The organism is Flavobacterium sp. MMLR14_040, from assembly GCF_033657265.1.
Classification (GTDB): domain Bacteria; phylum Bacteroidota; class Bacteroidia; order Flavobacteriales; family Flavobacteriaceae; genus Flavobacterium.
Genome location: NZ_JAWVWO010000001.1, coordinates 461,267 through 481,785, shown reverse-complemented (window position 1 = coordinate 481,785; position 20,519 = coordinate 461,267). Strand labels below are relative to the sequence as shown.

General features: G+C 38.1%; 16 protein-coding genes. 7 read left to right on the top strand and 9 right to left on the bottom strand.

Features of this window, described 5'->3' with window-relative positions; translation table 11 throughout:
• Positions 1-19 precede the first annotated feature (19 nt).
• Positions 20-451: a conjugal transfer protein MobA gene (gene mobA, locus SD960_RS02210; protein WP_318800603.1), complete on the top strand. Its 432-nt coding sequence runs from the start codon at positions 20-22 to the stop codon at positions 449-451.
• Positions 452-459: 8 nt separating this feature from the next.
• Positions 460-1,746: a conjugal transfer protein MobB gene (gene mobB, locus SD960_RS02205; RefSeq protein ID WP_318800602.1), complete on the top strand. Its 1,287-nt coding sequence runs from the start codon at positions 460-462 to the stop codon at positions 1,744-1,746.
• Positions 1,747-1,806: 60 nt separating this feature from the next.
• On the opposite strand, the gene SD960_RS02200 is transcribed toward mobB, so the two are convergent.
• Entirely contained in the window at positions 1,807-2,094 is a 288-nt protein-coding gene (locus SD960_RS02200) for a hypothetical protein (RefSeq protein WP_318800601.1), read from the bottom strand.
• A gap of 189 nt (positions 2,095-2,283) precedes the next feature.
• On the opposite strand from SD960_RS02200, the gene mobC reads away from it, so the two are divergent.
• Entirely contained in the window at positions 2,284-4,302 is a 2,019-nt protein-coding gene (gene mobC, locus SD960_RS02195; RefSeq protein WP_318800600.1) for a conjugal transfer protein MobC, read from the top strand.
• Between the two features lie 95 nt (positions 4,303-4,397).
• On the opposite strand, the gene SD960_RS02190 is transcribed toward mobC, so the two are convergent.
• The 6 genes from SD960_RS02190 to SD960_RS02165 form a co-directional block, all read right to left on the bottom strand.
• Positions 4,398-5,276 carry an ORF6N domain-containing protein gene (locus tag SD960_RS02190; protein ID WP_318800599.1) on the bottom strand — a complete coding sequence of 293 codons (879 nt, stop codon included), beginning with the start codon at positions 5,274-5,276 and terminating at the stop codon, positions 4,398-4,400.
• Positions 5,266-7,359 carry a type IA DNA topoisomerase gene (locus SD960_RS02185; protein WP_318800598.1) on the bottom strand — a complete coding sequence of 698 codons (2,094 nt, stop codon included), beginning with the start codon at positions 7,357-7,359 and terminating at the stop codon, positions 5,266-5,268. Before SD960_RS02185 ends, SD960_RS02190 begins: the two co-directional genes overlap by 11 nt.
• Before the next feature lie 6 nt (positions 7,360-7,365).
• A complete protein-coding gene (locus tag SD960_RS02180) occupies positions 7,366-8,802 on the bottom strand; it encodes a DUF3945 domain-containing protein (RefSeq protein ID WP_318800597.1) in 1,437 nt (478 codons plus the stop codon).
• 81 nt (positions 8,803-8,883) lie between these two features.
• Entirely contained in the window at positions 8,884-9,192 is a 309-nt protein-coding gene (locus tag SD960_RS02175) for a helix-turn-helix domain-containing protein (RefSeq protein WP_318800596.1), read from the bottom strand.
• Positions 9,193-9,419: 227 nt separating this feature from the next.
• Positions 9,420-10,268, bottom strand: a complete 849-nt coding sequence (locus tag SD960_RS02170) for an RteC domain-containing protein (RefSeq protein WP_413230373.1) — start codon at positions 10,266-10,268, stop codon at positions 9,420-9,422.
• A gap of 104 nt (positions 10,269-10,372) precedes the next feature.
• Positions 10,373-12,799: a bifunctional aminotransferase class I/II-fold pyridoxal phosphate-dependent enzyme/GNAT family N-acetyltransferase gene (locus SD960_RS02165; RefSeq protein WP_318800594.1), complete on the bottom strand. Its 2,427-nt coding sequence runs from the start codon at positions 12,797-12,799 to the stop codon at positions 10,373-10,375.
• 252 nt (positions 12,800-13,051) lie between these two features.
• Between SD960_RS02165 and SD960_RS02160 the strand changes: the two genes are divergently transcribed.
• The 4 genes from SD960_RS02160 to SD960_RS02145 all read left to right on the top strand — a co-directional run bounded on the left by SD960_RS02160 (position 13,052) and on the right by SD960_RS02145 (position 16,389).
• Positions 13,052-13,435, top strand: coding sequence for a hypothetical protein (locus tag SD960_RS02160; protein WP_294779069.1), 384 nt, complete (start codon positions 13,052-13,054; stop codon positions 13,433-13,435).
• Positions 13,436-13,478: 43 nt separating this feature from the next.
• Positions 13,479-14,423 carry a helix-turn-helix domain-containing protein gene (locus SD960_RS02155; protein ID WP_318800593.1) on the top strand — a complete coding sequence of 315 codons (945 nt, stop codon included), beginning with the start codon at positions 13,479-13,481 and terminating at the stop codon, positions 14,421-14,423.
• 80 nt (positions 14,424-14,503) lie between these two features.
• Positions 14,504-16,033, top strand: a complete 1,530-nt coding sequence (locus SD960_RS02150) for a DoxX family protein (protein WP_318800592.1) — start codon at positions 14,504-14,506, stop codon at positions 16,031-16,033.
• A gap of 92 nt (positions 16,034-16,125) precedes the next feature.
• On the top strand, positions 16,126-16,389 hold the full coding sequence (locus SD960_RS02145; RefSeq protein ID WP_026983230.1) for a hypothetical protein: 264 nt from the start codon (positions 16,126-16,128) through the stop codon (positions 16,387-16,389).
• Positions 16,390-16,462: 73 nt separating this feature from the next.
• Here the strand turns inward: SD960_RS02145 and SD960_RS02140 are convergent, their stop codons facing one another.
• Together SD960_RS02140 and SD960_RS02135 are read right to left on the bottom strand one after the other, a co-directional pair.
• The gene (locus SD960_RS02140; RefSeq protein WP_318800591.1) at positions 16,463-19,114 is read right to left on the bottom strand and encodes an alpha/beta hydrolase family protein; all 2,652 of its coding nucleotides are present in this window, start codon (positions 19,112-19,114) and stop codon (positions 16,463-16,465) included.
• A gap of 10 nt (positions 19,115-19,124) precedes the next feature.
• The gene (locus SD960_RS02135) at positions 19,125-20,507 is read right to left on the bottom strand and encodes a RagB/SusD family nutrient uptake outer membrane protein (protein WP_318800590.1); all 1,383 of its coding nucleotides are present in this window, start codon (positions 20,505-20,507) and stop codon (positions 19,125-19,127) included.
• Positions 20,508-20,519 lie beyond the last annotated feature (12 nt).

Sequence of the window (20,519 nt, the reverse complement as noted above, 5' to 3'; positions counted from 1 at the left end):
ATTTAATTATGGATAAATAATGAAGGAGAATAATAACAACAAAAAACAGAAGGGTGGACGCAAGCCTAAAATCGACCCGAGCATCCACCGCCATGTATTTCGTCTGACGGATACGGAAAATGCCAAACTTTTATCGCTTTTTGAAACATCGGGAATTCCTAATAAAGCAAAATTTATCACCTCGATGCTGTTCAGCAAGGAGATGAAATCGATTAAAATTGATAAAGGAACAGTTGATTTTTATATGCGGTTGACTTCGTTTCATAGTCAATTCCGCTCCGTAGGCGTTAATTATAACCAGATTGTAAAGCTATTGTACCGTCATTTTTCCGAGAAAAAGGCGGCGGCTTTTCTCTATAAATTGGAAAAACAAACTGCTGAAATGGCGGCACTATGCCAAAAAATCATACAGATAACTGAAGAATTTGACGCAAAATATCTGAAAAAATAGCCTTAGAAATGATAGCAAAAATCGGAAGAAGCGCAAATTTATACGGAGCTTTAGCCTACAACCAGCTCAAAGTTGAGAATGAAAAAGGGGAGATATTGTATGGCAATAAGATAATTGAAACCGCTAGCGGTAATTATTCCGTTGCACAATTAGCCCAATCTTTTACTCCTTACCTCATTGCCAACCGCAATACAGAGAAACATACGTTGCATATCTCGCTTAATCCCGATCCGAAAGACAAAGTAAGTGACGACAGGTTCATGGAAATGGCAGATGCGTATATGCAGGAAATGGGTTATGGACAGCAGCCTTATGTAGTGTTCAAACATACTGATATTGACCGTAGCCATATCCATATTGTATCGGTGTGCGTTGATGAACAGGGTAAAAAGATTTCGGATAGTTATGAGAAAATGCGCTCTATGAACGTCTGCCGTGAACTTGAAAGGAAATATGGATTGATACCTGCAACAGATAAAGAGCATAAACAGATAGACAAGGTTTTCCATCCTGTAGATTATAAGGCAGGTGATGTTAAAAGTCAGATAGCTTCCGTAGTTCGTCACCTGGCTAACTATTATCAATTCCAAACTTTAGGAGAATTCAATGCCTTGCTTTCTCTTTTTAATATTACCACCGAAAAAGTGCAGGGCGAGTTGAAAGGAAAAATGCAGGAGGGTTTGTTATATATACCTTTGAATGAAAAAGGCGAAAGAGCCGGACATCCTTTCAAGGCTTCTTTATTTGGAAAGAATGCTGGACTGCAGGCTCTGGAATTGAATTATGCAAAATACAAAGAAACTTTAAAAGACCACCCGGCAAAGCCGACCATTAAAGCTGCCGTTACCATTGCCCTGCAATTAACAAGTGATGAGGAGGCTTTTAAAAAACAGTTAGTGGAGCAAGGAATGAATGTGGTGGCACGTAGAAATGACACAGGACGTATTTACGGAATTACCTTTATAGACCATAATTCTAGAACAGTGTGGAACGGCTCTAGATTGGGAAAAGAACTATCTGCCAACACATTTAATGATTACTGGAACAAAAATATCACACCTGAAATTAAAGATTCGGTTAAATTGCAATCGAAAATATCCCCAGCAAATAATGCAGATATTCCGCCAGATAAACCTTATCATTTGTTCGACTTCCTGAATACTGCGCAAAAGCACGAAGGCGATTTAATTGATACATTTGGTACCTTATTGCCAGAAGCCAATGGAGAAGATTATCAGGAACAAGATTTTGCTAATAGAATGAAGAAGAGAAGAAAAAAGAGGGAAGGCAGATAAGGATAGAATCAAAGCTATCCGAAAAGCCGACGGTTTTATCGGATAGCTTAGTTAAAAAGGCTAGAGTAAATTCCAGTTTTGAGCCACAAAATTATTTAGCTGGTCTCTCATTACAATGCTGCTGGCTAGAGATAGTCTTATTATTCTCTCGACCTTTTGAAAGCTTGCTTTCGTTTTCGGAACCTGATAGTTCTTTACAAAAGCATCGCAAAAATAGACGACTTCATAGCGTTCTTTTTTATTTACACGTTCTCTGTCACGAATAGCCGTGTAATTGGGATTGTCACCAGTGGTGGTCGTGTTTACATAATCACTATTGACTAGGTCATTTTCATCAAATTCTACCATAATTTATTAATTTAAAATTTCCTAAAATTAAGAGCTTTTAAAAAGCAGTTATTACGGTTTTCCGTAACCTTAAAATTTAAATTTTAACAAATCAGTCAAACACTGCCGCTTGCCGCCATTTTCAACCACTTTTAATACAAGCAGTTCTTATCGTATTTAAATTCATGAAACAACATTAAATGTTTTGAGATGCAGGGAGAAGATGATTTAAGAGGATTAGCCAAAATTATGGCTTTTATGCGGGCAGTAAGTATCCTATTGATACTGATGCACCTTTATTGGTTTTGCTACGGGTACTTTATAGCTCGGGGCTGGACACTAGAGGTAATCAACAAAATATTAGACAATTTTCAGCGTACTGCGGGATTGTTCTCGCATACTCTTTATACCAAAGTATTTGCCTTGGTGTTGTTAGCTTTAAGCTGCCTGGGTTCAAAAGGAGTTAAGAACCAGAAGATAACGTGGCCTAAAATTTATATTGCTTTGGCAATTGGGTTTGTTCTGTTTTTTCTGAACACAGCCTTATTAAAGCTATCAATCAATACCGCAACAATTTCTTATATCGTTACAACTGGTTTAGGATATATCGCTTTAATGGTTGCCGGAGTCTGGATGAGCCGACTACTTCGTAACAATCTCATGGAGGATGTTTTCAATAACGAGAACGAAAGTTTTATGCAGGAAACTACATTGATGGAAAATGAATATTCTGTTAATCTATCCACGAAGTTTTATTACAAAGGAAAATGGAACAATGGGTGGATTAACATAGTTAATCCTTTTCGAGCAACGATTGTTTTAGGTACTCCGGGCTCAGGAAAATCATACGCAATTGTAAACAATTACATCAAACAGCAGATTGAGAAAGGTTTTTCAATGTACATCTACGATTTCAAATTTGATGACCTTTCTACCATTGCATATAATCATTTATTGAAGCACAGCGATAAATACAAAGTACAACCAAAATTCTATGTCATCAACTTTGATGACCCCCGAAAGAGCCACCGTTGCAATCCTCTTAATCCTGATTTCATGACGGATATCTCGGATGCTTACGAAGCAGCATATACGATAATGCTGAACCTCAATCGTAGCTGGATACAGAAGCAGGGCGATTTTTTCGTCGAAAGCCCAATTATCCTTTTGGCTGCAATCATTTGGTACCTGAAAATTTATGACGACGGTAAATATTGCACATTCCCACACGCGATAGAACTCTTGAATAAAAAATACTCAGACGTATTTACTATTTTAACCTCATATCCCGATTTGGAAAACTATCTGTCGCCTTTTATGGACGCGTGGCAGGGAGGGGCACAGGATCAGTTGCAGGGACAGATAGCCTCTGCAAAAATCCCTTTGTCAAGAATGATTTCGCCTCAACTGTACTGGGTTATGACAGGAGATGATTTTTCATTGGACATCAACAATCCCAAAGAGCCTAAGATATTATGCGTAGGCAATAATCCTGACCGCCAAAATATCTATTCTGCTGCGCTGGGATTATACAATTCACGTATCGTTAAACTCATTAACAAAAAAGGCCAATTGAAAAGTTCTGTTATCATAGACGAGCTGCCCACTATATACTTTAGGGGGCTTGATAACCTTATTGCAACCGCCAGAAGTAATAAAGTGGCTGTTTGTTTGGGCTTTCAGGATTATTCCCAGCTGACAAGGGATTATGGCGACAAAGAGAGCAAGGTAATTCAGAATACTGTAGGTAATATTTTTAGCGGCCAAGTGGTCGGCGAAACTGCAAAAAGCCTGTCGGAAAGATTCGGGAAAGTATTGCAGAAAAGGCAGAGCATGAGCATCAATCGCAACGATACATCAACTTCAATATCAACTCAATTGGACAGTCTTATACCGGCTTCCAAAATATCCACCCTGACACAAGGCTTTTTTGTTGGTTCTGTATCGGACAATTTTGATGAACGCATCGAGCAGAAAATCTTCCATGCTGAAATTGTCGTGGATAATCAAAAGGTTGCTTCCGAAACTAAAGACTATCAAAAAATTCCTGAAATCTTATCTTTTATTGACGAAAACGGTAAAGACAATATAAAACAGGCAATAGAGGAAAATTACAGGCAGGTAAAAACGGATATTGTACTAGTTATAGAAACCGAATTGGAACGTATAAAGAATGATCCCAATTTAAAGCATTTGATACAAAAGGATAGGACTAAGAAGAGCGAGTAAAATTAGATGCTAAGTTAAAGTTTTGACCAGGGCCAGGCTTTTCAGTAAGTCCAAAATAAAACAAAACCCTCGAATTATTCAGAGGGTTAATTTATTTAATTGTTCAAAATTTGCAGCATTTTGCCAACCTCAATATCCATTCTTGAAAAGGCAAACCATTTTTTACCCAAATCCTTGAGCGAGGCTCCAATGTGATAGAGTTCCGTATCGTCAATTATCAAAAAACGGTCGTGAGCATCAGAGAAAATTTCGATTTCAATCCTGGGATATTGGCTGTTGTATCGCTGAACATCCAACCGCAGCTGATTGCTAATACTTTTGGTATAAATAGTTGCGGTGACATCATCGCTGCGTTTACCCAGTAAAGTTAGTACCGTGTCATCAACATAATTATCAAGTAGGATAATTGAGTTTTTGGCATTTCGGATAATATCGGAAACAAAGGCATAGGCATCAAAAATCTGCCCGTTATAGAAAATCCCTTTTTCGCTATGGAGCTTATCGCTTTCCAAAGCCTTAAAAATTTCTTCAAATTTTTGGTTCGCTTCTAATTGCTTGAATTCAATCTTATCTAATCGATGAAAAAGAGAGGCGTTGCTCATAAGTATTCTACGCATTTCTACAAAGGCTTCCATGATTTCTACACTGACCTTAACGGCAATGTAGGAACGCAGTATAGCGGAAGCCATGGCAACACCCTGTTCGGTAAAAACATAAGGTAAATAGCGTCTTCCACCATAACTCAAACCTGAGGTTCCAATTTGGAACCTCAAGATTTCAGCTTCCTCTTCATTCAATTGAAAACAAAAGGATTCAGGAAACCTTTCTATGTTCCTTTTTACGGCCTTGTTGAGGTTCTTTGTTTCAACCTGGTATAAGGAAGCAAGGTTGCTATCGAGCATAACCTGCTTTCCGCGTATGGAATAAATCAGATTTCTGATTTCCATAGTGCTAAGGGTAGGTTTATTTTCCATTACTTGGGAAGCTTTTGTTTTTGGCAAATTCAAAGGTAGTTTCGGCATTATCGTTCAGTACGATGTACGCATCGAATTTCTTTCCTGACCTGCTTTTCATTCCTTTAATGAGTGAAGTTGTACCCTTGCTGACAAGACTTTTAATATTGTCTATACTGATTTGCGCACCGCAGACATTGCGGAACTGTATCCAGTTGCAAGTCTCTTCAGGACACTTTACTATTTTGTCACGTATGATAAGTTGTTGGCTTTTACATTTAGGGCAGATGAGGTCTGACAAGTTGTTTTTGGCAATTGGGGTCTGCAACAATTCATTGGCAATAGATGCAGCGTAATTTTCCGTTTGCTTTTGAAATTTTCCTGCATCTGATTCGTTGTTTTCGATTTTTTCCAATGCAAGTTCCCATTGGGCAGTCATCGCCACATCTGCAATTTTTTTTTCTTTGACCAATTCGTATACCAATAATCCCTTTTCGGTTGGTACCAGAGATTTCTTTTCCCTATTTATGTAATTACGGTTAAACAATATTTCGATAATTGATGCCCTTGTAGCTGCAGTGCCAATACCTAAATTTCGCAAAACCTTTCGCTCACCTTGATTTTCGATATCATTTCCGGCACTTTCCATAGCTGACAAAAGGCCTGCTTCAGTGTAAAGCACAGGCGGTTTGGTTTTCTTTTCCAGAACGGAAGCTTCTTTTATTTTAAGTTCATCGTCCTTTTTCAGCTCAGGCAAATCCATTATATGTTCCGTATCATCATCAAGGAAACTGCCTCTAATAGAACGCCACCCGGATTCTATAATCTTACAGCCTTTTGATGTAAAATCATAATGCAGTACCTGTAAGTCGACATCAGTTATCTCTTTGATGCAGGGTTGTGAAACGGCTTCGAGTAATCGAAAGGCAATCATATTATAAATCGCATTTTCCTTTGGATTCAGGGCTGATGGCATTTTATCAGTAGTTAATAATCCATTATGGTCAGTGACACGCAAATCGTTCACGATATGTTTATTAAAACGGCGCCATTTCATTTGAGATAGGTTTTGTTTAATATTTTCCCTCTTTTGTAAAGCTCTTACAAGGTTGGGAATCTCTGCCCACATATCTTCAGGAATGTATTTGCTTGCGGTACGTGGGTATGTGATAAATTTCTGTTCGTAAAGGCTCTGGGAAATGTTGAGGGTTTCTTCGGCCGAAAGGTTTAATTTTTTATTAGCTTCTTTTTGCAGGCCGGTAAGGTCGAACAATAAAGGCGGTTGCTCTGTAACGCTTTTGGTCACTTGGGATGTAATTATTGCCGTTTGGTTTCGTGCAATGGCTTTCAAGACATCAGTGGCTAGTTTTTTATCTTCCCATTTGATTTTTGAGATACTTTTAAAATCTATCATTTCTTTGTTATGGGACAACTGTATCTGCCAGTAATTTTTTACTTTGAAACTCCTGTTTTCCAGATAGCGTTTGCATATTAAAGCTAATGTAGGTGTCTGCACTCTTCCGAGTGAATAAACCCCGTTTGCTAATGCAATGGAGAGCGCTTGTGTGGCATTGATACCCACTAGCCAGTCGGCACGGCTCCTGGCTTGTGCTGCCTGATATAATCCGTCAAATTCTTTTCCGTCTTTGAGATTATCAAAACCTAGTTTAATGGCTTTTTCGGTAAGGGAGCTTATCCAAAGTCGCTTAAAGGGTTTATTGCATTTCAAGTATTCGTATATGTACCTAAAAATGAGTTCGCCCTCACGTCCTGCATCGGTGGCGACAATAATATTATCGCTGTTGTCAAAGAGCTCTCTAATGATTCTTAGTTGTTTTAGCGCTCCTGTATCTACAGAATCCCCTTGATTTTTACTGACCTTTCTGACAGTCAGTAAAAAAGGGTTTGGAAGTATCGGCAGTGATGCTTTGTCAAATCCTGTGATTCCGTAATCTTCGGGCATCCCTAATCCTACAAGATGGCCCAGTGCCCATGTAACAAAATAGCCGTTACCTGTCAGGTAGCCATCTTTTTTTTCGGTGGCTCTGATTATAACGGCTATTTCCCTTGCTACACTGGGCTTTTCTGCAATAATTGTTATCATATTTTATTACATTTTACGCCCTTTTGATTTAGCAGTTGAGTTAGATTCTTCTTGTTGTTCCTGTTGTTTCTTGTCATCAGGATTTGTCTGACCTGATTTTAATGGCTCCTTTATGTTCTTAGTAGCTTCATTAGTTTTGCCTTCGGAATTGACAGCGGTCTGCGTTTTATGGGCTTCAGAAGGTTTTATCTGTTCTTTGATTTTATCTGGATTTTGAAATGAAAAATCTGTTTTATTGGTTTCCTTGTTGTAGGTGATATATCCATTGTATTCTTTTCCTTTTTTATCCACTAAGCCGCTGATATAAACCGTCTGACCATCTTTGAGCTTATGGTATTGCTCATTATTGAGTTCCTTATCTCTAAAGTTTTTAGGTGCTCCCTGAGTTTGGTTCTGCTGATTGCCTTGTGTCTGTTTATTAGAATCATTTCGGTCAAAGAGAAATTCAACAAAACGTTTATCTGCATTGAATTGCACAGATGCATCAAAGGCTGTTCCTTTCTTGGAAACCATTCCTTCTAGAGTAAGCGGCTTCCCTTCGAGCAAGGTTTGCTTTTGCTCTTCACTCAGCTTAATTCCTTTAATTTCATCGGGAATTTTAATGAAATCCGTGCGCAGTGCTATCACCTCATTGGTCAGCCTGTCTATACTGATAATGGAGGGCATGATCTCATTGTTTTTCGGATTGGTGAGATCTACTACGCGTCCCATATTGCCTGTTTGCAGCAGATTGTCTTTATCTTCCTTGCTGAACTCGTGACCGAAAAAAGGATAATTCAGATTAGGTTCTTTTCGGATGCCATGAATGGCCAATACGACCTGTCCTTCGTCATTTTGTTTAAGCGATAAACGGGCATCCATTCTTGTTACTGCAGTACCAAGATTAAGACTTACCGGTACAAGTTCATTTGTTTTGTATCCTTTGAGTAGCGGATCAAGCAGGCTCATTTTTTCAAGTTTTTCTTTGCTTAAACCCAAATGGTTTAATGTTTCCCAATCGATTTGTTCCGGTTTGTATTTGTATTCACTTGTTTCCGGATTTGTCTGTGCTGTTTCCATATTAATTTCATTTTTTTGTTTATAATCTTTTACTTCGTGCTGTTTCATTAATTGCTCACCTTCAGGTGTAGGATGATCTAAATGTTTCTGCATCTCTTTTGAAGTATCAACAGCCAGCAGAGCAGGGATTTTGAAGAACAAAAAATTAGTTGGGTTCTTCAGTTGGCTGAAAAAATTTGAAAAGAAATTTGAAAACACATCTCCGTGCTTGTCTACCCGCATAAATTGATTCTGATTTTTGTTGGTAGGGTCAACGGTTTCCAGATTGCCATTTTGGTCAATACCTTTTACCGCCAGAATTTTCTTTTTCTCTTTATCGAATACCAGCAGTATATCCGATAATTCTTCGGGAGTGTTAAATGCATCTTTAATATTTTCGCTCATAATTTTAAATTTTAAATTCATTTGCGAAATTAAAAGTTGAAAAGGTGCTAATTAAAAGCTGGAATCTATTGGCGTTATTTTTCACTCTTTGGCATAGTTTTTTGGCGTTCGGACACTGATACTTTCTCTGATGAACTGGTGTACATCTGATAGCTTATAATATATTTTTCCACTGATGGTATAGTAGGGGAGCTTGCCGATTGATCGGTAGCGCTGGAGTGATCTCCCACTTATTTTAAGCATCTGTAATATATCCTGATTATCCAATAGCTCTTCGCCGTCAACACTTCCTCGTTTTTTTTCAAGTTCTATGATATGTGAGCTCAAAAGATCGAAACGTTCTATGATTCGTTCCATCCACGAAATGAATTCTATTCTGTCTATATTCATGGCTGTGTGTTTTACATTAGTGATGCAAAATTGCTACTGGCAAAAGTTTTTCATTGCCAATACCAGCCAATGTAAAATGCTGTTTTATGAAAATTTTAACTGAATAAAAAATGAAGATAAGTTACTGATTTACAGGGATAAATAAATATTTAGAAGTAATTATATGCCAGTAGCCATTTAATGCCAATTGCACCTCATTGGCAAGAAAATTGCAAGTTTTAAAAAAATTAGACCTCTTTTTCCATGTGCTGTTTAAGCGATAATTTCAGCTGATCTAGAAAAATACTTTTGCTATCAGCCCTGTCTTTCATCCTATGGTAGGCGTGATGGACATCGCCGAGCTGGATCCTAAACAGCAGCTGAAAAACCATACTGATTTTACGGATGCCGGCTTTTCCATGAGAAATACTGCCCGATGCGTGAAGTGCGTAAATTAATTCGATCAGAGCATTCTTTGAATCTGTCCAGAAAAAATCTCTGTTAGCTACATTTCCGTCTGAAAAAATGGTGGCCTGCTGGGTGTCAGGTTCAATTTTAGAAACGAGGTAACTGTTAAGCAGTTCGTTAGCAATTATTCGCGCTACCTTGTAATCATAATAGGTAGAAAATTGAGTGTCAATTTCAAAAACAAAACTATTAACTCCTTCATGAAGGTCTATTTTTCCCCGACAAAAGAAATGATGGTCCCATTCGGTTCTTCCCGTGCGATAATAGCGATAAAAATCAGTGTTATAAAAGTGCTCTTTATATTCCTGCTTAAGGATATTAAGCTCATTGGAAAAATATTTATGATGCATTTTACCGGTTACAGCCGGACAGGATGCTTCAATTCGGAAAACTTTATTATAGAAAATCAGTTTTCCCAGTATTTGGGGTTTGATACTTTTAAAAAAATTAATCTCTTCATTTTCATCGGAGAATCCTTTTTCTAAAACATTTTTTTTAACCGTACAAAGCAAGCTTCGAAGAACGGTAGTCATGTGGTAGGATTTTTCAATTATATGTTCAGGGTCTAAGCTGAATTCCTGTTCTGCTTTTCGAATAACCTGAAGTGCGTTCTCACATGTAGATCTTATCATGGCAACAGAATTTAGATTTATTTGAACAAGGAAAAGTGAGGGCAGCTCTGCGCAAATACGGTATGACGTTACTTTTCGTTGGAGAATTTAAATATATTATATCAGCGCGCGGTATTGGTTTCATTCTGCAGTGTCTGCATCATTTCCATAGCGTAGTTATCCCTGGCTTGTACGTAAGCGACCTTCGTTATTATTGAAGCGCCAAGTTTTTTCTTCTCAAAGCTTGCCGATATGCCGAAATCAATTCGCTCAATTTCAAGCTCTCGCGCTCTTTTGATTGTTTGGTATAAAAGCTGTCTGTACAGATTGAAACCTTCTCCGGCAATGTAGTCCATGCCGATAAGTTCAGGTACATATACTTTTCCTGAATTTTTATAGCAGAACATTATCCCAACAAAATTGTTTTCAGGGGCATTTTTCAGGGTCAGAATTAAGAACTCCCAGTTTGGAGAGCTGTTCATATTTTCAAATACTTGTCTGTTGTATGTGAAGGTATTTATGGCTAGGTTGCGATCCTTTACATTGCAGTATAGCTCGTAGGCCCTGTTTATTTCTTCTTCTGTTAGGCAATCTTTTATTTCAACATCATAGAATTTTTCATACTTAAGTATTTCCCTGTTGAAATGCTGGCGGGAACGAGTAGAAAGCAGGGATCCATACTTCTCAATTGTGGGCCATTTTTTATTTTCAATAACACAGGATTCCGGCATATCAATCCGGAAATACCCATGGTTTCTTATCATTTCATCCCAGCGGAATCCGGTTTCAAAATCACGCAGAACAAGCATATCGGCCCCTAAAGAATTGTATGTTTCTTCCAGCTTGTTTAAGAGCATTTGAAAGGATTGCTCGGCCAGAGGATGATCCTTATCAATATAGCAGTGCAGTCCCTCAGTAAACAACGAGCCGGTACTTAATACTTTGGAAGTCATATGTATGGGATCTGTTTTTCTAATCTCTTCAAGGTGCCTTGATACAGATTCTGTAGCCAGCATATCATCTTTCCAGATACCAAATGTGCAGAACGTCATTAAAACAACTTGCATGTTTTGGTCCCTGATTATATAATAGAAGAAATCCCATTTATTGGCTGTATGCTGGTTGTTTGAGAAAGTCTGCTCGAGATACTGCATTCCTTCCCAATCCAAAATATTATAAGCACCCAGATACTTGTTCCATTCCTGCTTGTCGATGTTTTCGATTGTTACTTTTTCTTCAATCTGCAGCAATTCTGTTTGCTGTTTTATAACAGGGAGCCTCGTTTTGATGTCCATTCTAAAAGCCTGTCGTATTTTCTGGTCACTACTTCCTGTTTCTTCTACAGCTTTGTGAAAGTGGTGATCCATTGCACGGGCAAGATCTGTAATATCTTCAATTTTATTATGTGCAGATATCGTGATACGGATTCCGGTATTTTTTATAGGAACTGCCGGATAGATACCAAGGTTGAGATAAAAACCTTCCGAATAGAGACGTTTGGTAAAATTATAAGCAGTAGCAGGTGTTCCCATTCCAAGAAAAAAGACGGGAGAGTCGTTATCAGAGACTAGGGGCAGACTGCTTTTTGAAAGCAGCGTGCTGAAATAGGCTGTTTTTTTGGCAAGTTCAGTTTGGCGGTTATAGATTTCCGCAGAGAGATGGATGTCGCAAGATGCGATTGCAGCGGCAACTGATGCCGGTTCAAGCTGGGCAGAGAAGGTAAGAGGACCGCCAAAAGTTTTAATCTTTTCGCGTAATTTACGATCGCTGCAGAAAAAGGTTGCGCCGCTGGCACCAAATGTTTTGCTCAGAGTGCTGACAACCACAATATTTTCTTCTAACGTTCCAATTGCGTCAAAGATAAAACCAGTACCATTTTTTCCTTTCCAGCTCATTCCATGGACATCATCAAAATAGAGGTGAAGGTGCGGATACTTTCGGGCAAGGTTTAATAGATCCTGTACCGGCGCATAATCGCCGTACATAGAATAAACACCATCTGCCATGTACCAGATTTTTCCCGATTTTCCGCCTAACATCCGAATTTTGTCTTCAAGCATTTCAAGGTTATTATGGCGTATCATCTCCACTGGTATTCCCCTAAGCTTAAGAATCTGACAAGCATTCTGCACACTCCAATGCGCCTGATGGTCTATAATTACTGCATCTTCATCTCTTATCAGGGTTGGGATGATTGCCATATGTCCAAGGGTACTGTTCTTAGTTATGATTGGCGGTATATTGTACATCTGCTCAATCTTGCTTTCCAGTTCAGCATATAAGGGATGGGAAAGATAAGTTTTAGAAAGCGGGAACTGAGTTCCATAATTAGTAATGGCGCTTATTGCTGCCTCTTTTAGTCTTTTGTCCTGTTCCAGTCCAAGATATCCTGTAGTTCCGAAATGGAGCATTTCGCTTCCGTTAATTTTTATGCTTCGTCCATTAAGATATTCACCTTCAGCGTAAAGGTGTAATATGCCTTTTTCTTTTGCATTTGAAAAAACGGTGTCAACTGTATCAATAAAATTGTTGTGCTTTATTTTTGCCATTTTTTATAAGGTTTTTAAGTTTTAGAATTATCATCTTTTAAATATCTGAAAAACAGACATCTAAAATTCCTTATAAAAATTGAAAGTACTTTTATTGACAGATATTTTACTCCCAATTTGGCAAGTGTAATTCCCAATTTAACAACAAATCAGTGTGTTTTGCAAGAAATAATCCGCAATTGACAATTAGAATGTTTCTTAATCTTTATATTTTTGTTAAATTACAACCCTTTATTTAAAAACTGATAGGACATGATTGCGGCACATGAATCTTATGAGAATCGAAATGCGAGGTTTTGGATTGAAAAAGGAATTCTTTTTTTCGAATATAAACCCAATACTGCAATTGATTTAGAAGTGGCTATGCGTGTTGTAGCTGACAGGATTGCATTTCAAAATGAGAGACTTCTTCCTGTCTTCTGTGATACAAGGGGCATAGCCTCCATTGACAAAGCAGCCAGAGACTATCTTGCTAAATCCGGATCTCTGCTTGCAAAAGCAGTCGCATTGATTGGCAGTGAAAACGTTTCAATGACAATGAGCACTTTTTATCTGGAAATCAGCAAGCCCTCTGTACCTACCCGAATTTTTACCATTGAGCAGGAAGCACTGGATTATCTTAAAGGCTTTCTATAGAAACAGATCTAACTAGGCAGAAGTATATATAAAATCAGGACCGATGAAGAGACCCCACAATCGCCAGCGGCTAATATCCATGCACAAGATGTTATTTGAGATAGCACGGGGCAACTTCAATGGTCATATCCCCCTGAGTAGTTATGACGACGAAATTGAAACCCTGGTGGTTCTTGTAAACATGGTTGCCGAAGAACTTAAAGAGTCTGCCTTTCATTCCGGTTTTGTAAATCCCTATGTTACTCATAGGATGGTAACACTTGCAACTTTTATTTTAGATGAAAACCATTCCATAAAAAATGTAAATCAAGGGGCCTTGGAAATTTTGGGTTATAATGCAGCAGAAATGCTCAGACGCCCGATACAGGATTTCTTAAGCGATGACTTCAGCAGTATGTCTGAGATTGAGAGAAAAGAACTGGAAGAAATGCTTTTATCGGGTGAAATTATTACACTGAATTTTATAACATTCAAAAAGCTGATTGTAACTGCCGAGTGTTCCGTATCGAGATTATCGGATGGTAAGTTTACCGTACTTAGTTTTGTGGCACCCTTTCTCAAGGTTAATGAAGTTGCTTCGGAATCATTTGAAATAAATTTAAGCAGGCATTCTAATTTCAAACAAACTGATGCGCGCCTTATACAGCGGGTTTATGATTATGTATTAGCAAATTTGACTGAACCATTACCATCCGTTAAGGAACTGGCAAGACAGTTCGGTACAAATGATTTTAAACTCAAAGACGGATTCAGGCATTTTTTCCATACAAGCGTCTACAAGTTTTATACAGAGCAGCGCCTAAAAAGGGCTTACCTTATGATAGAGCAGACCGATATTCCGCTGAAGAATATTTCCTTTATGAATGGTTTTAACAGCTATCCTAATTTTTCTAAATCATTCAAGAAGCAGTTTGGATTTTCTCCTAAAGAACTCGGCAGAGGTAAAGCCGGTGGTTTTTTGCCATTGGATCACTTTAATCCTTCATAATTAATTTTTGCTCCCAATAACATAAGTGTTATGGTTTTGAAATTCAGAATTTTACATTATTGAATTCAAATCGAGTAATTATGATAGTGAATGCGAAAACGGGATTGAAAAAAAATATTACAGAGGTTATCTGTCTTCTTTATATAGTACTTTTTGTTTATGCGGCAGTCAGTAAACTTTTGGATTTTGAAAACTTTCAAGTTCAGGTTGGACAGTCCCCTTTGATAAGTGCCTTTGCTTCATGGATTGCATGGTTAGTTCTAATTTTAGAATTAACTATTGCTTTACTACTATGTATACCTAAATTCAAAATATGGGGGCTGTTGGGGGCTTTCAGCTTAATGACATTTTTCACGATATATATATTCATCGTTTTGAATTACAGTTCTTTTGTTCCTTGCTCCTGCGGTGGAATTTTGGAGAAAATGAGCTGGAAAGTACATTTGGTTTTTAATTTTGTTTTTATACTGCTGGCAGCATTGGCGGTTTATTGGCAAACTAAGATTGATCACGTAAAAATCTTAAGTCATAATTTAAAACCAGTCAGGAGTATGTTTATTCTCTGTCTTTGCAGCACAGGAATCATGATATTTTTATCCCTGTATTCAGAAGATATTATGCATTATGAAAATCCTTTTATAAGACGTTATGCAAAGCATCCTGTCACATTTCTTTCTAAAAAAAATCTAACGTTTAATTCTTTTTATATTGCAGGAATCTCTCAGGGAAGAATTTATTTGGGAAATTATACGAGTCCTTTACATATTGTCTCCGTGGATGAAAAACTGCAGGATGAGCAGGTGCATCAGATTAGTTTTATCCCCAAAAAAACTTCTTTTAAAAGTATAACAATTAACGTCAGAGGAAAGTATTTTTATCTGAAAGACGGAACGGTTCCCGCGATTTTCAGAGGAAGAATTTCTGATTGGAGAGTTAACAGTGAACTTAAAGGCCTGCCATACTTTACACAGGCAGAACCAATGGACAGCATAGCTGTTGTGTTTCGTTCCAACAATGGTAAGAACCTCGCTCATGTTTTAGGGATATACAATTCGAATGACAAAACAAAAGTGGTTTATAATGACTCTTTGCTTCAAAAGCAGATAGATGGTGTTTTTGATACGGACGGAATATTGACTTACAGTGAGATGCAGCGTAAAATAGTGTATCTGTATCTGTACAGAAATGAATTTATTGTAGCGGACCAGATAGGCAGACTGACTTTACGCGGTAACACAATTGATACAACAACAAAAGCAAAAATAAAGGTCTCTTACATTAAAGACAGCACACAGAGAAAAATGTCTGCCCCACCTTATGTTGTTAATGCTAAAGCTGCCGTATGTGAAAATCTGCTTTTTGTCCAGTCAAAAATAAAAGGAAGATATGAAAATGATAAACTATGGAATCAGGCATCCATAATCGATGTTTACGATTTAAGCAGAAACGCTTATGTACTGAGCTTTCCGGTTTATAATTTAAAAGATGAAAAAATGAAATCATTCAGAGTAACCCATACCCATTTATATGCAGTGATTGGACGTGATTTAGTGGTTTATGACTTTAAAGACGAGCTGCGAAATAAGATGGAAAATAAGGGTTCAGAATAATTTGAATTTGAAAATATACTGGCCAGTATCAGGAGGCAGATCGAAAACCTGTAAAAAAAAGTAGATCAAAAGTTAACTTAATATTTGATATTATGAAAACGCAATTTTTTAAAAACGCAATGCCTTTTGCCGTAGCTGCATTGGGTATTATTGGGGCTTTTACAACCACTTCAATGCAAAGTGCAGAAAAAGAAATGGTTCTTGTTGATGCTTACAATCCAAGTAATTGTCAGGACATTGTCAAACAATGTGATAATCAGGAAAGAACCTACATCTGTAGTTTTAACGGTAATCAGCTCTATGCTAAAGACAATATTGGAAATTGTACAGAGACCTTATGGCAAGAGCAGCCATAAGCTTATTATTAACTTTTAAAAAACAATGCCGTTCCTATTTGGAGTGGCATTGTGAGTTTTAATTATTTAATGATTAAATATGACCGCTGATCCAGTAAGGTGTTTTTTCATCTTTGAGGTAATAATCAAACCACTGTAACACTCGAATGGTTAGATCCTTCTGGTTAACTGGATTAAGGAGTGTGTGGCTTTCTTTTGGATAGAGAAGCATGATGTTTTTTTTGTTTAACCTGCGCAGTGCCATGTAATATGCTGTGGTCTGGAATGGATCAACCTGTGTATCTTCTTTTCCGCTCCACATTAAAAGCGGAGTCTGTAAATTTTCAATGAAGGCAAGTGGTGAATTCCGATCAAAATCCGCCTGACTAGAGAAAGGCGTTTTGTCTCCCATGCGCCAGCCTCCTGATGCAAAACGCCATATTTCAGGTCTTGCCGTATTTATGCCTATGGTAAGATATCTTCTAGTCAGATCTGTTATGGCCCCGCTGGCTATCGCTGCAGCAAATATATTGGTTTGATTGATAACATAGGAAGTTTCGTAGCCTCCGAAGGAATGTCCCATAATTGCAATCCTTTTAGTATCCACGTGTCCTGTTTCCATGATTTTTTTTGTGCCGGAAAGCACACAGTCCAAAGTGGAAGGACCGACATTTTCCTTTTCATGTACTATATCAGGCAGAAAGACAAAATAGCCCGCAGCTGTAAAAACACTTGGATTAAAGCCTGACTCATTTTCAAGAGTAGGATTCCAGTATCTGTGTAGTCCGCCGGACTGTACTTCATATATGTATACAATCATGGAGTATTTTTTATTTGGGTCGTAGTCTGCCGGGTAATATAAAACACCTTTTAAGTTTTTATTTTTTGAATTTTGGAAAGATACAAGTTCGTTTCTTCCCCAGCTAAAATTAGCGTGTTGGGGATTACTTTGGAAAATACATTTTTCATTTGAGTTGTTTCCCACAGCAATCATCCTGGGAGGAAGATCAAACTTCTGTTCCATACAGAAATAGGTGTCTCTTTTTGATCCTGTAATAAGATTGGAAAAATAGGAATCGCGGGCTATGATTGTCTTTATTCCCTCAGTGGAATTCCATGTGTAAAATCCTGTTTGACCATTCTGGTTTTCACCCCGAATCAGTAGTGTTTTTTTTATATCATATTGCTGGTGCAGCAGCCCGTCATAAAGATATTTGCGGTTAATTGTTTTAGGTTTCAGATCCAGTTTAAATCTAATTTGTACTTCCCTGCCATTAGTTAATCTTCTGTTTTGGGTGCCATCCGCTTTAAAAGCCCACAAATCAAATTCGTCATAAAGAAGAATTTCTTCGTCTGAAGTAGTCCAGCCGGCATTTCCATAAGGGCTGTCAGCTGAAAGCGCGATTACTTTTCCTAAAAAAGGAATGCGGGATTTTGAAGTAAGGTTGGTATGGGTTTTATCCTTTAGGCAATAAATCCACCAGTTTTTGTCTTTAAAGTACGAGATATACTTTCCTGTTGACGAAATGGAAATATCATGCATTAATACAGGTTGTTTTCTTAGAAGAAGATGTTTTTCAAAAGTGGAAAGATCTAAAAGATAATAATCCCTGGGGCCTTCAAATTCGAACTGCGGTTCATAGGCTTTTGGATCAGACAGCACAGCGTAGCTGCAGTCAGGGGAAAGCATCATAGAGGAAAGGTTATTGTCCGTAATCTGTCTGAATAATTTTTGTTCAGGCATCCATACCGCCATTTTTGGAGTGGAGGAAGAATTTCCGTTTCGCTGTTCCTGTGGGTATATCCATTTGTCTTTAGTACTCCAGATCTCCACTTTTGAATCTGATTGATTAAGTGGCGCTTCGCTTTTGTTTACAGAGAAAAATACCTTTTTAAGATCGTCTGATATTAGCATCTTATTCCGTGAAGCGGCGGCTATGGAAGCTCCTTTAGGAAAACTATCCAATATGTTTGGATCAAGCTGATACATTTTCTTGTCAGCAATGGTATAGAGAAACAGTGAGACTGGAGCTCCTGCTTTTGAATTACTGCAGAAAGCGAAGGCTTTATCAGTTCTCTGCCAGGTAAAATTGTCATAATAGTTTTCATCAGTTTTTACTAGCTGTTCTGATACGGATATTTTTTTAAGATCAATAAGAAACAGGGAATTCTTTCCATTGAAAGCGATGTTATATAACAAGCGACTACCTGAAGGGCTCATGGAAAATTTAGTCACATTAGGTATCTCCAGAAGCGTTTCATCTAACGGGGATTTAACTCGTAAGATACCTTTGTTTTTCTCTGAACGGATAAAAACCAGTAGCAGGTTGTTCTGATAGGAATACTCATAATGATCCGCTGCTGTGATTATGTCCTTTTTTCCGTTTTCTGGATTAATGGTGGTTAGGGTATCTCCTTTCATAAAGAGGAAGAGATTATTTTTAGTAAACAAGGACTTTACAGCAGAAGGAAAACTATAGGTTCTGCCGTCCGTAACGTTGCGCAGGAATAACGTATCGAAGCTGTAGGCGTAATTAATGCCGTAGCTTACCCATTTTTCATCCGGTGCCGTTTTATCTATTTCAAAATTGGACCATAGCTTGTAAGAAGCCTGATCTAATTTCTTTTTTTGCATTACCTGCCCCTTTAAAGGGCAGGTTACTAATGGCAAAATAAAAAATGGAACAAGGGTAAAAAATGGCAAAAATGAGATTTTAAATGTTCTCAATGGAATAAATGCTGTCATAATAAAAGGTTTAATATCCAGGATTTTGAGCAAGAAGGTTGGGATTTAAATTAAGTTCATTTTCAGGCAGGGGAAGAAGCTTGTCCGTGGTATCCCAGCCTGGCTTAACTTCTGAGAGCACGGCGTCTATTTGCCCAAATCGGCGTAAATCAAAAAAACGATGTCCTTGTTCTGTAAAAAGCTCCCATCTTCTTTCCTGAAGAATAGCATTTAGGATTTCTTGCGGAGAAACTGCAGCTGTGCCGGCAAGACCTGCCCGGCTTCTGATTTTATTCAGATCCTCTTTTGCCCCAATAAGGTCTCCCTGACGGATCCGCGCTTCAGCTCTTATTAGATATTGTTCGGCAGTGCGAAAAATGATGGAATATTCTTTAGAAACTGAAGTGTTGTTCTGTTCTTTGTATTTGTAAGCATGAGACCATGAACCATTTACATTGGTAACAGGTCTGATCCAGCTGGCTTTGCGCAGATCGGCATTTGAAAAGGAGTTCAGCAGATAGGGTGTGAGTGCTACTGTGGATGGCGGGCCAGCCTGAAAAATAAAAAAGGATCCTTCCGCCGCATTCTGGCCTGCAACTGAGGTCTGCAGCTGCCAGATTGTTTCTTTCGAATTATTTAAAAATACCTTTGAAAGATCATTTTCCATTATAAAGAGTTCTGTTTTCTTTAGCACTGCAGAGGCTTCGTTTGATGCCTGCTCATACATTTTATTGTAGAGGTAAACCCGTGCCAGAAAAGCGTGGCAGACATATTTATTGGGACGGATTCTGTCTGTAGAGGTGTAATTCTCCGGTAAGAGTTCCATTGCCTGATTTAAATCATTAATAATGTTCTGATACACTTTTTCTTCGGCCATCCTGCTGACTTTTGTGTTTTGCTCATAGTCAGTCTCTTTGATGTAGGGTATACCGCCGAAAAGATTGAGCAGATAGAAGTGTGATAAAGCCCTGATAAAAAGGGCTTCACCCTGAAGCTGTTTTTTTCGGTCCTCACTGAAATTTGTGATGTTTTCAACCCCTTTTAATATAGCATTGGCGGTATAAATCTGGTTATAGGAATTGTTCCAGTATGTTAGGACCACAGTTGATGAAGCAGGAACGGTGTTATCATAAAATGTAAATACTGCATTTGAGGGCAGCCCATAAGCAGTCAGTTCATCTGCATAGTTTCCAAGCTGGTTTGAAATTCCCATGGTTGATCCGTTCAGAATTCCGTTATCTCTAATCTTAGAGTAAATATTGGTAAGAGCGGCATTTGCGGTGTCGTAATTATCAAATACAGCTTGTGCGGTCAGTTGTGATTTTGGAAGGTCAACTTCAACAAAATCAGTACAGGAGCTGAACATTAGTAATATGGTCAGCATTGAAAAAAATGAATTAATAGAATGTATCATTGGAATATCTTT

What these genes read in the sequence shown, in the direction of transcription:
- mobA (WP_318800603.1), top strand. Translation starts at nt 20, where the DNA reads ATGAAGGAGAATAATAACAACAAAAAACAGAAGGGTGGACGCAAGCCT.
- mobB (WP_318800602.1), top strand. Translation starts at nt 460, where the DNA reads ATGATAGCAAAAATCGGAAGAAGCGCAAATTTATACGGAGCTTTAGCC.
- SD960_RS02200 (WP_318800601.1), bottom strand. Translation starts at nt 2,094, where the DNA reads ATGGTAGAATTTGATGAAAATGACCTAGTCAATAGTGATTATGTAAAC.
- mobC (WP_318800600.1), top strand. Translation starts at nt 2,284, where the DNA reads ATGCAGGGAGAAGATGATTTAAGAGGATTAGCCAAAATTATGGCTTTT.
- SD960_RS02190 (WP_318800599.1), bottom strand. Translation starts at nt 5,276, where the DNA reads ATGGAAAATAAACCTACCCTTAGCACTATGGAAATCAGAAATCTGATT.
- SD960_RS02185 (WP_318800598.1), bottom strand. Translation starts at nt 7,359, where the DNA reads ATGATAACAATTATTGCAGAAAAGCCCAGTGTAGCAAGGGAAATAGCC.
- SD960_RS02180 (WP_318800597.1), bottom strand. Translation starts at nt 8,802, where the DNA reads ATGAGCGAAAATATTAAAGATGCATTTAACACTCCCGAAGAATTATCG.
- SD960_RS02175 (WP_318800596.1), bottom strand. Translation starts at nt 9,192, where the DNA reads ATGAATATAGACAGAATAGAATTCATTTCGTGGATGGAACGAATCATA.
- SD960_RS02165 (WP_318800594.1), bottom strand. Translation starts at nt 12,799, where the DNA reads ATGGCAAAAATAAAGCACAACAATTTTATTGATACAGTTGACACCGTT.
- SD960_RS02160 (WP_294779069.1), top strand. Translation starts at nt 13,052, where the DNA reads ATGATTGCGGCACATGAATCTTATGAGAATCGAAATGCGAGGTTTTGG.
- SD960_RS02155 (WP_318800593.1), top strand. Translation starts at nt 13,479, where the DNA reads ATGAAGAGACCCCACAATCGCCAGCGGCTAATATCCATGCACAAGATG.
- SD960_RS02150 (WP_318800592.1), top strand. Translation starts at nt 14,504, where the DNA reads ATGATAGTGAATGCGAAAACGGGATTGAAAAAAAATATTACAGAGGTT.
- SD960_RS02145 (WP_026983230.1), top strand. Translation starts at nt 16,126, where the DNA reads ATGAAAACGCAATTTTTTAAAAACGCAATGCCTTTTGCCGTAGCTGCA.
- SD960_RS02140 (WP_318800591.1), bottom strand. Translation starts at nt 19,114, where the DNA reads ATGACAGCATTTATTCCATTGAGAACATTTAAAATCTCATTTTTGCCA.
- SD960_RS02135 (WP_318800590.1), bottom strand. Translation starts at nt 20,507, where the DNA reads ATGATACATTCTATTAATTCATTTTTTTCAATGCTGACCATATTACTA.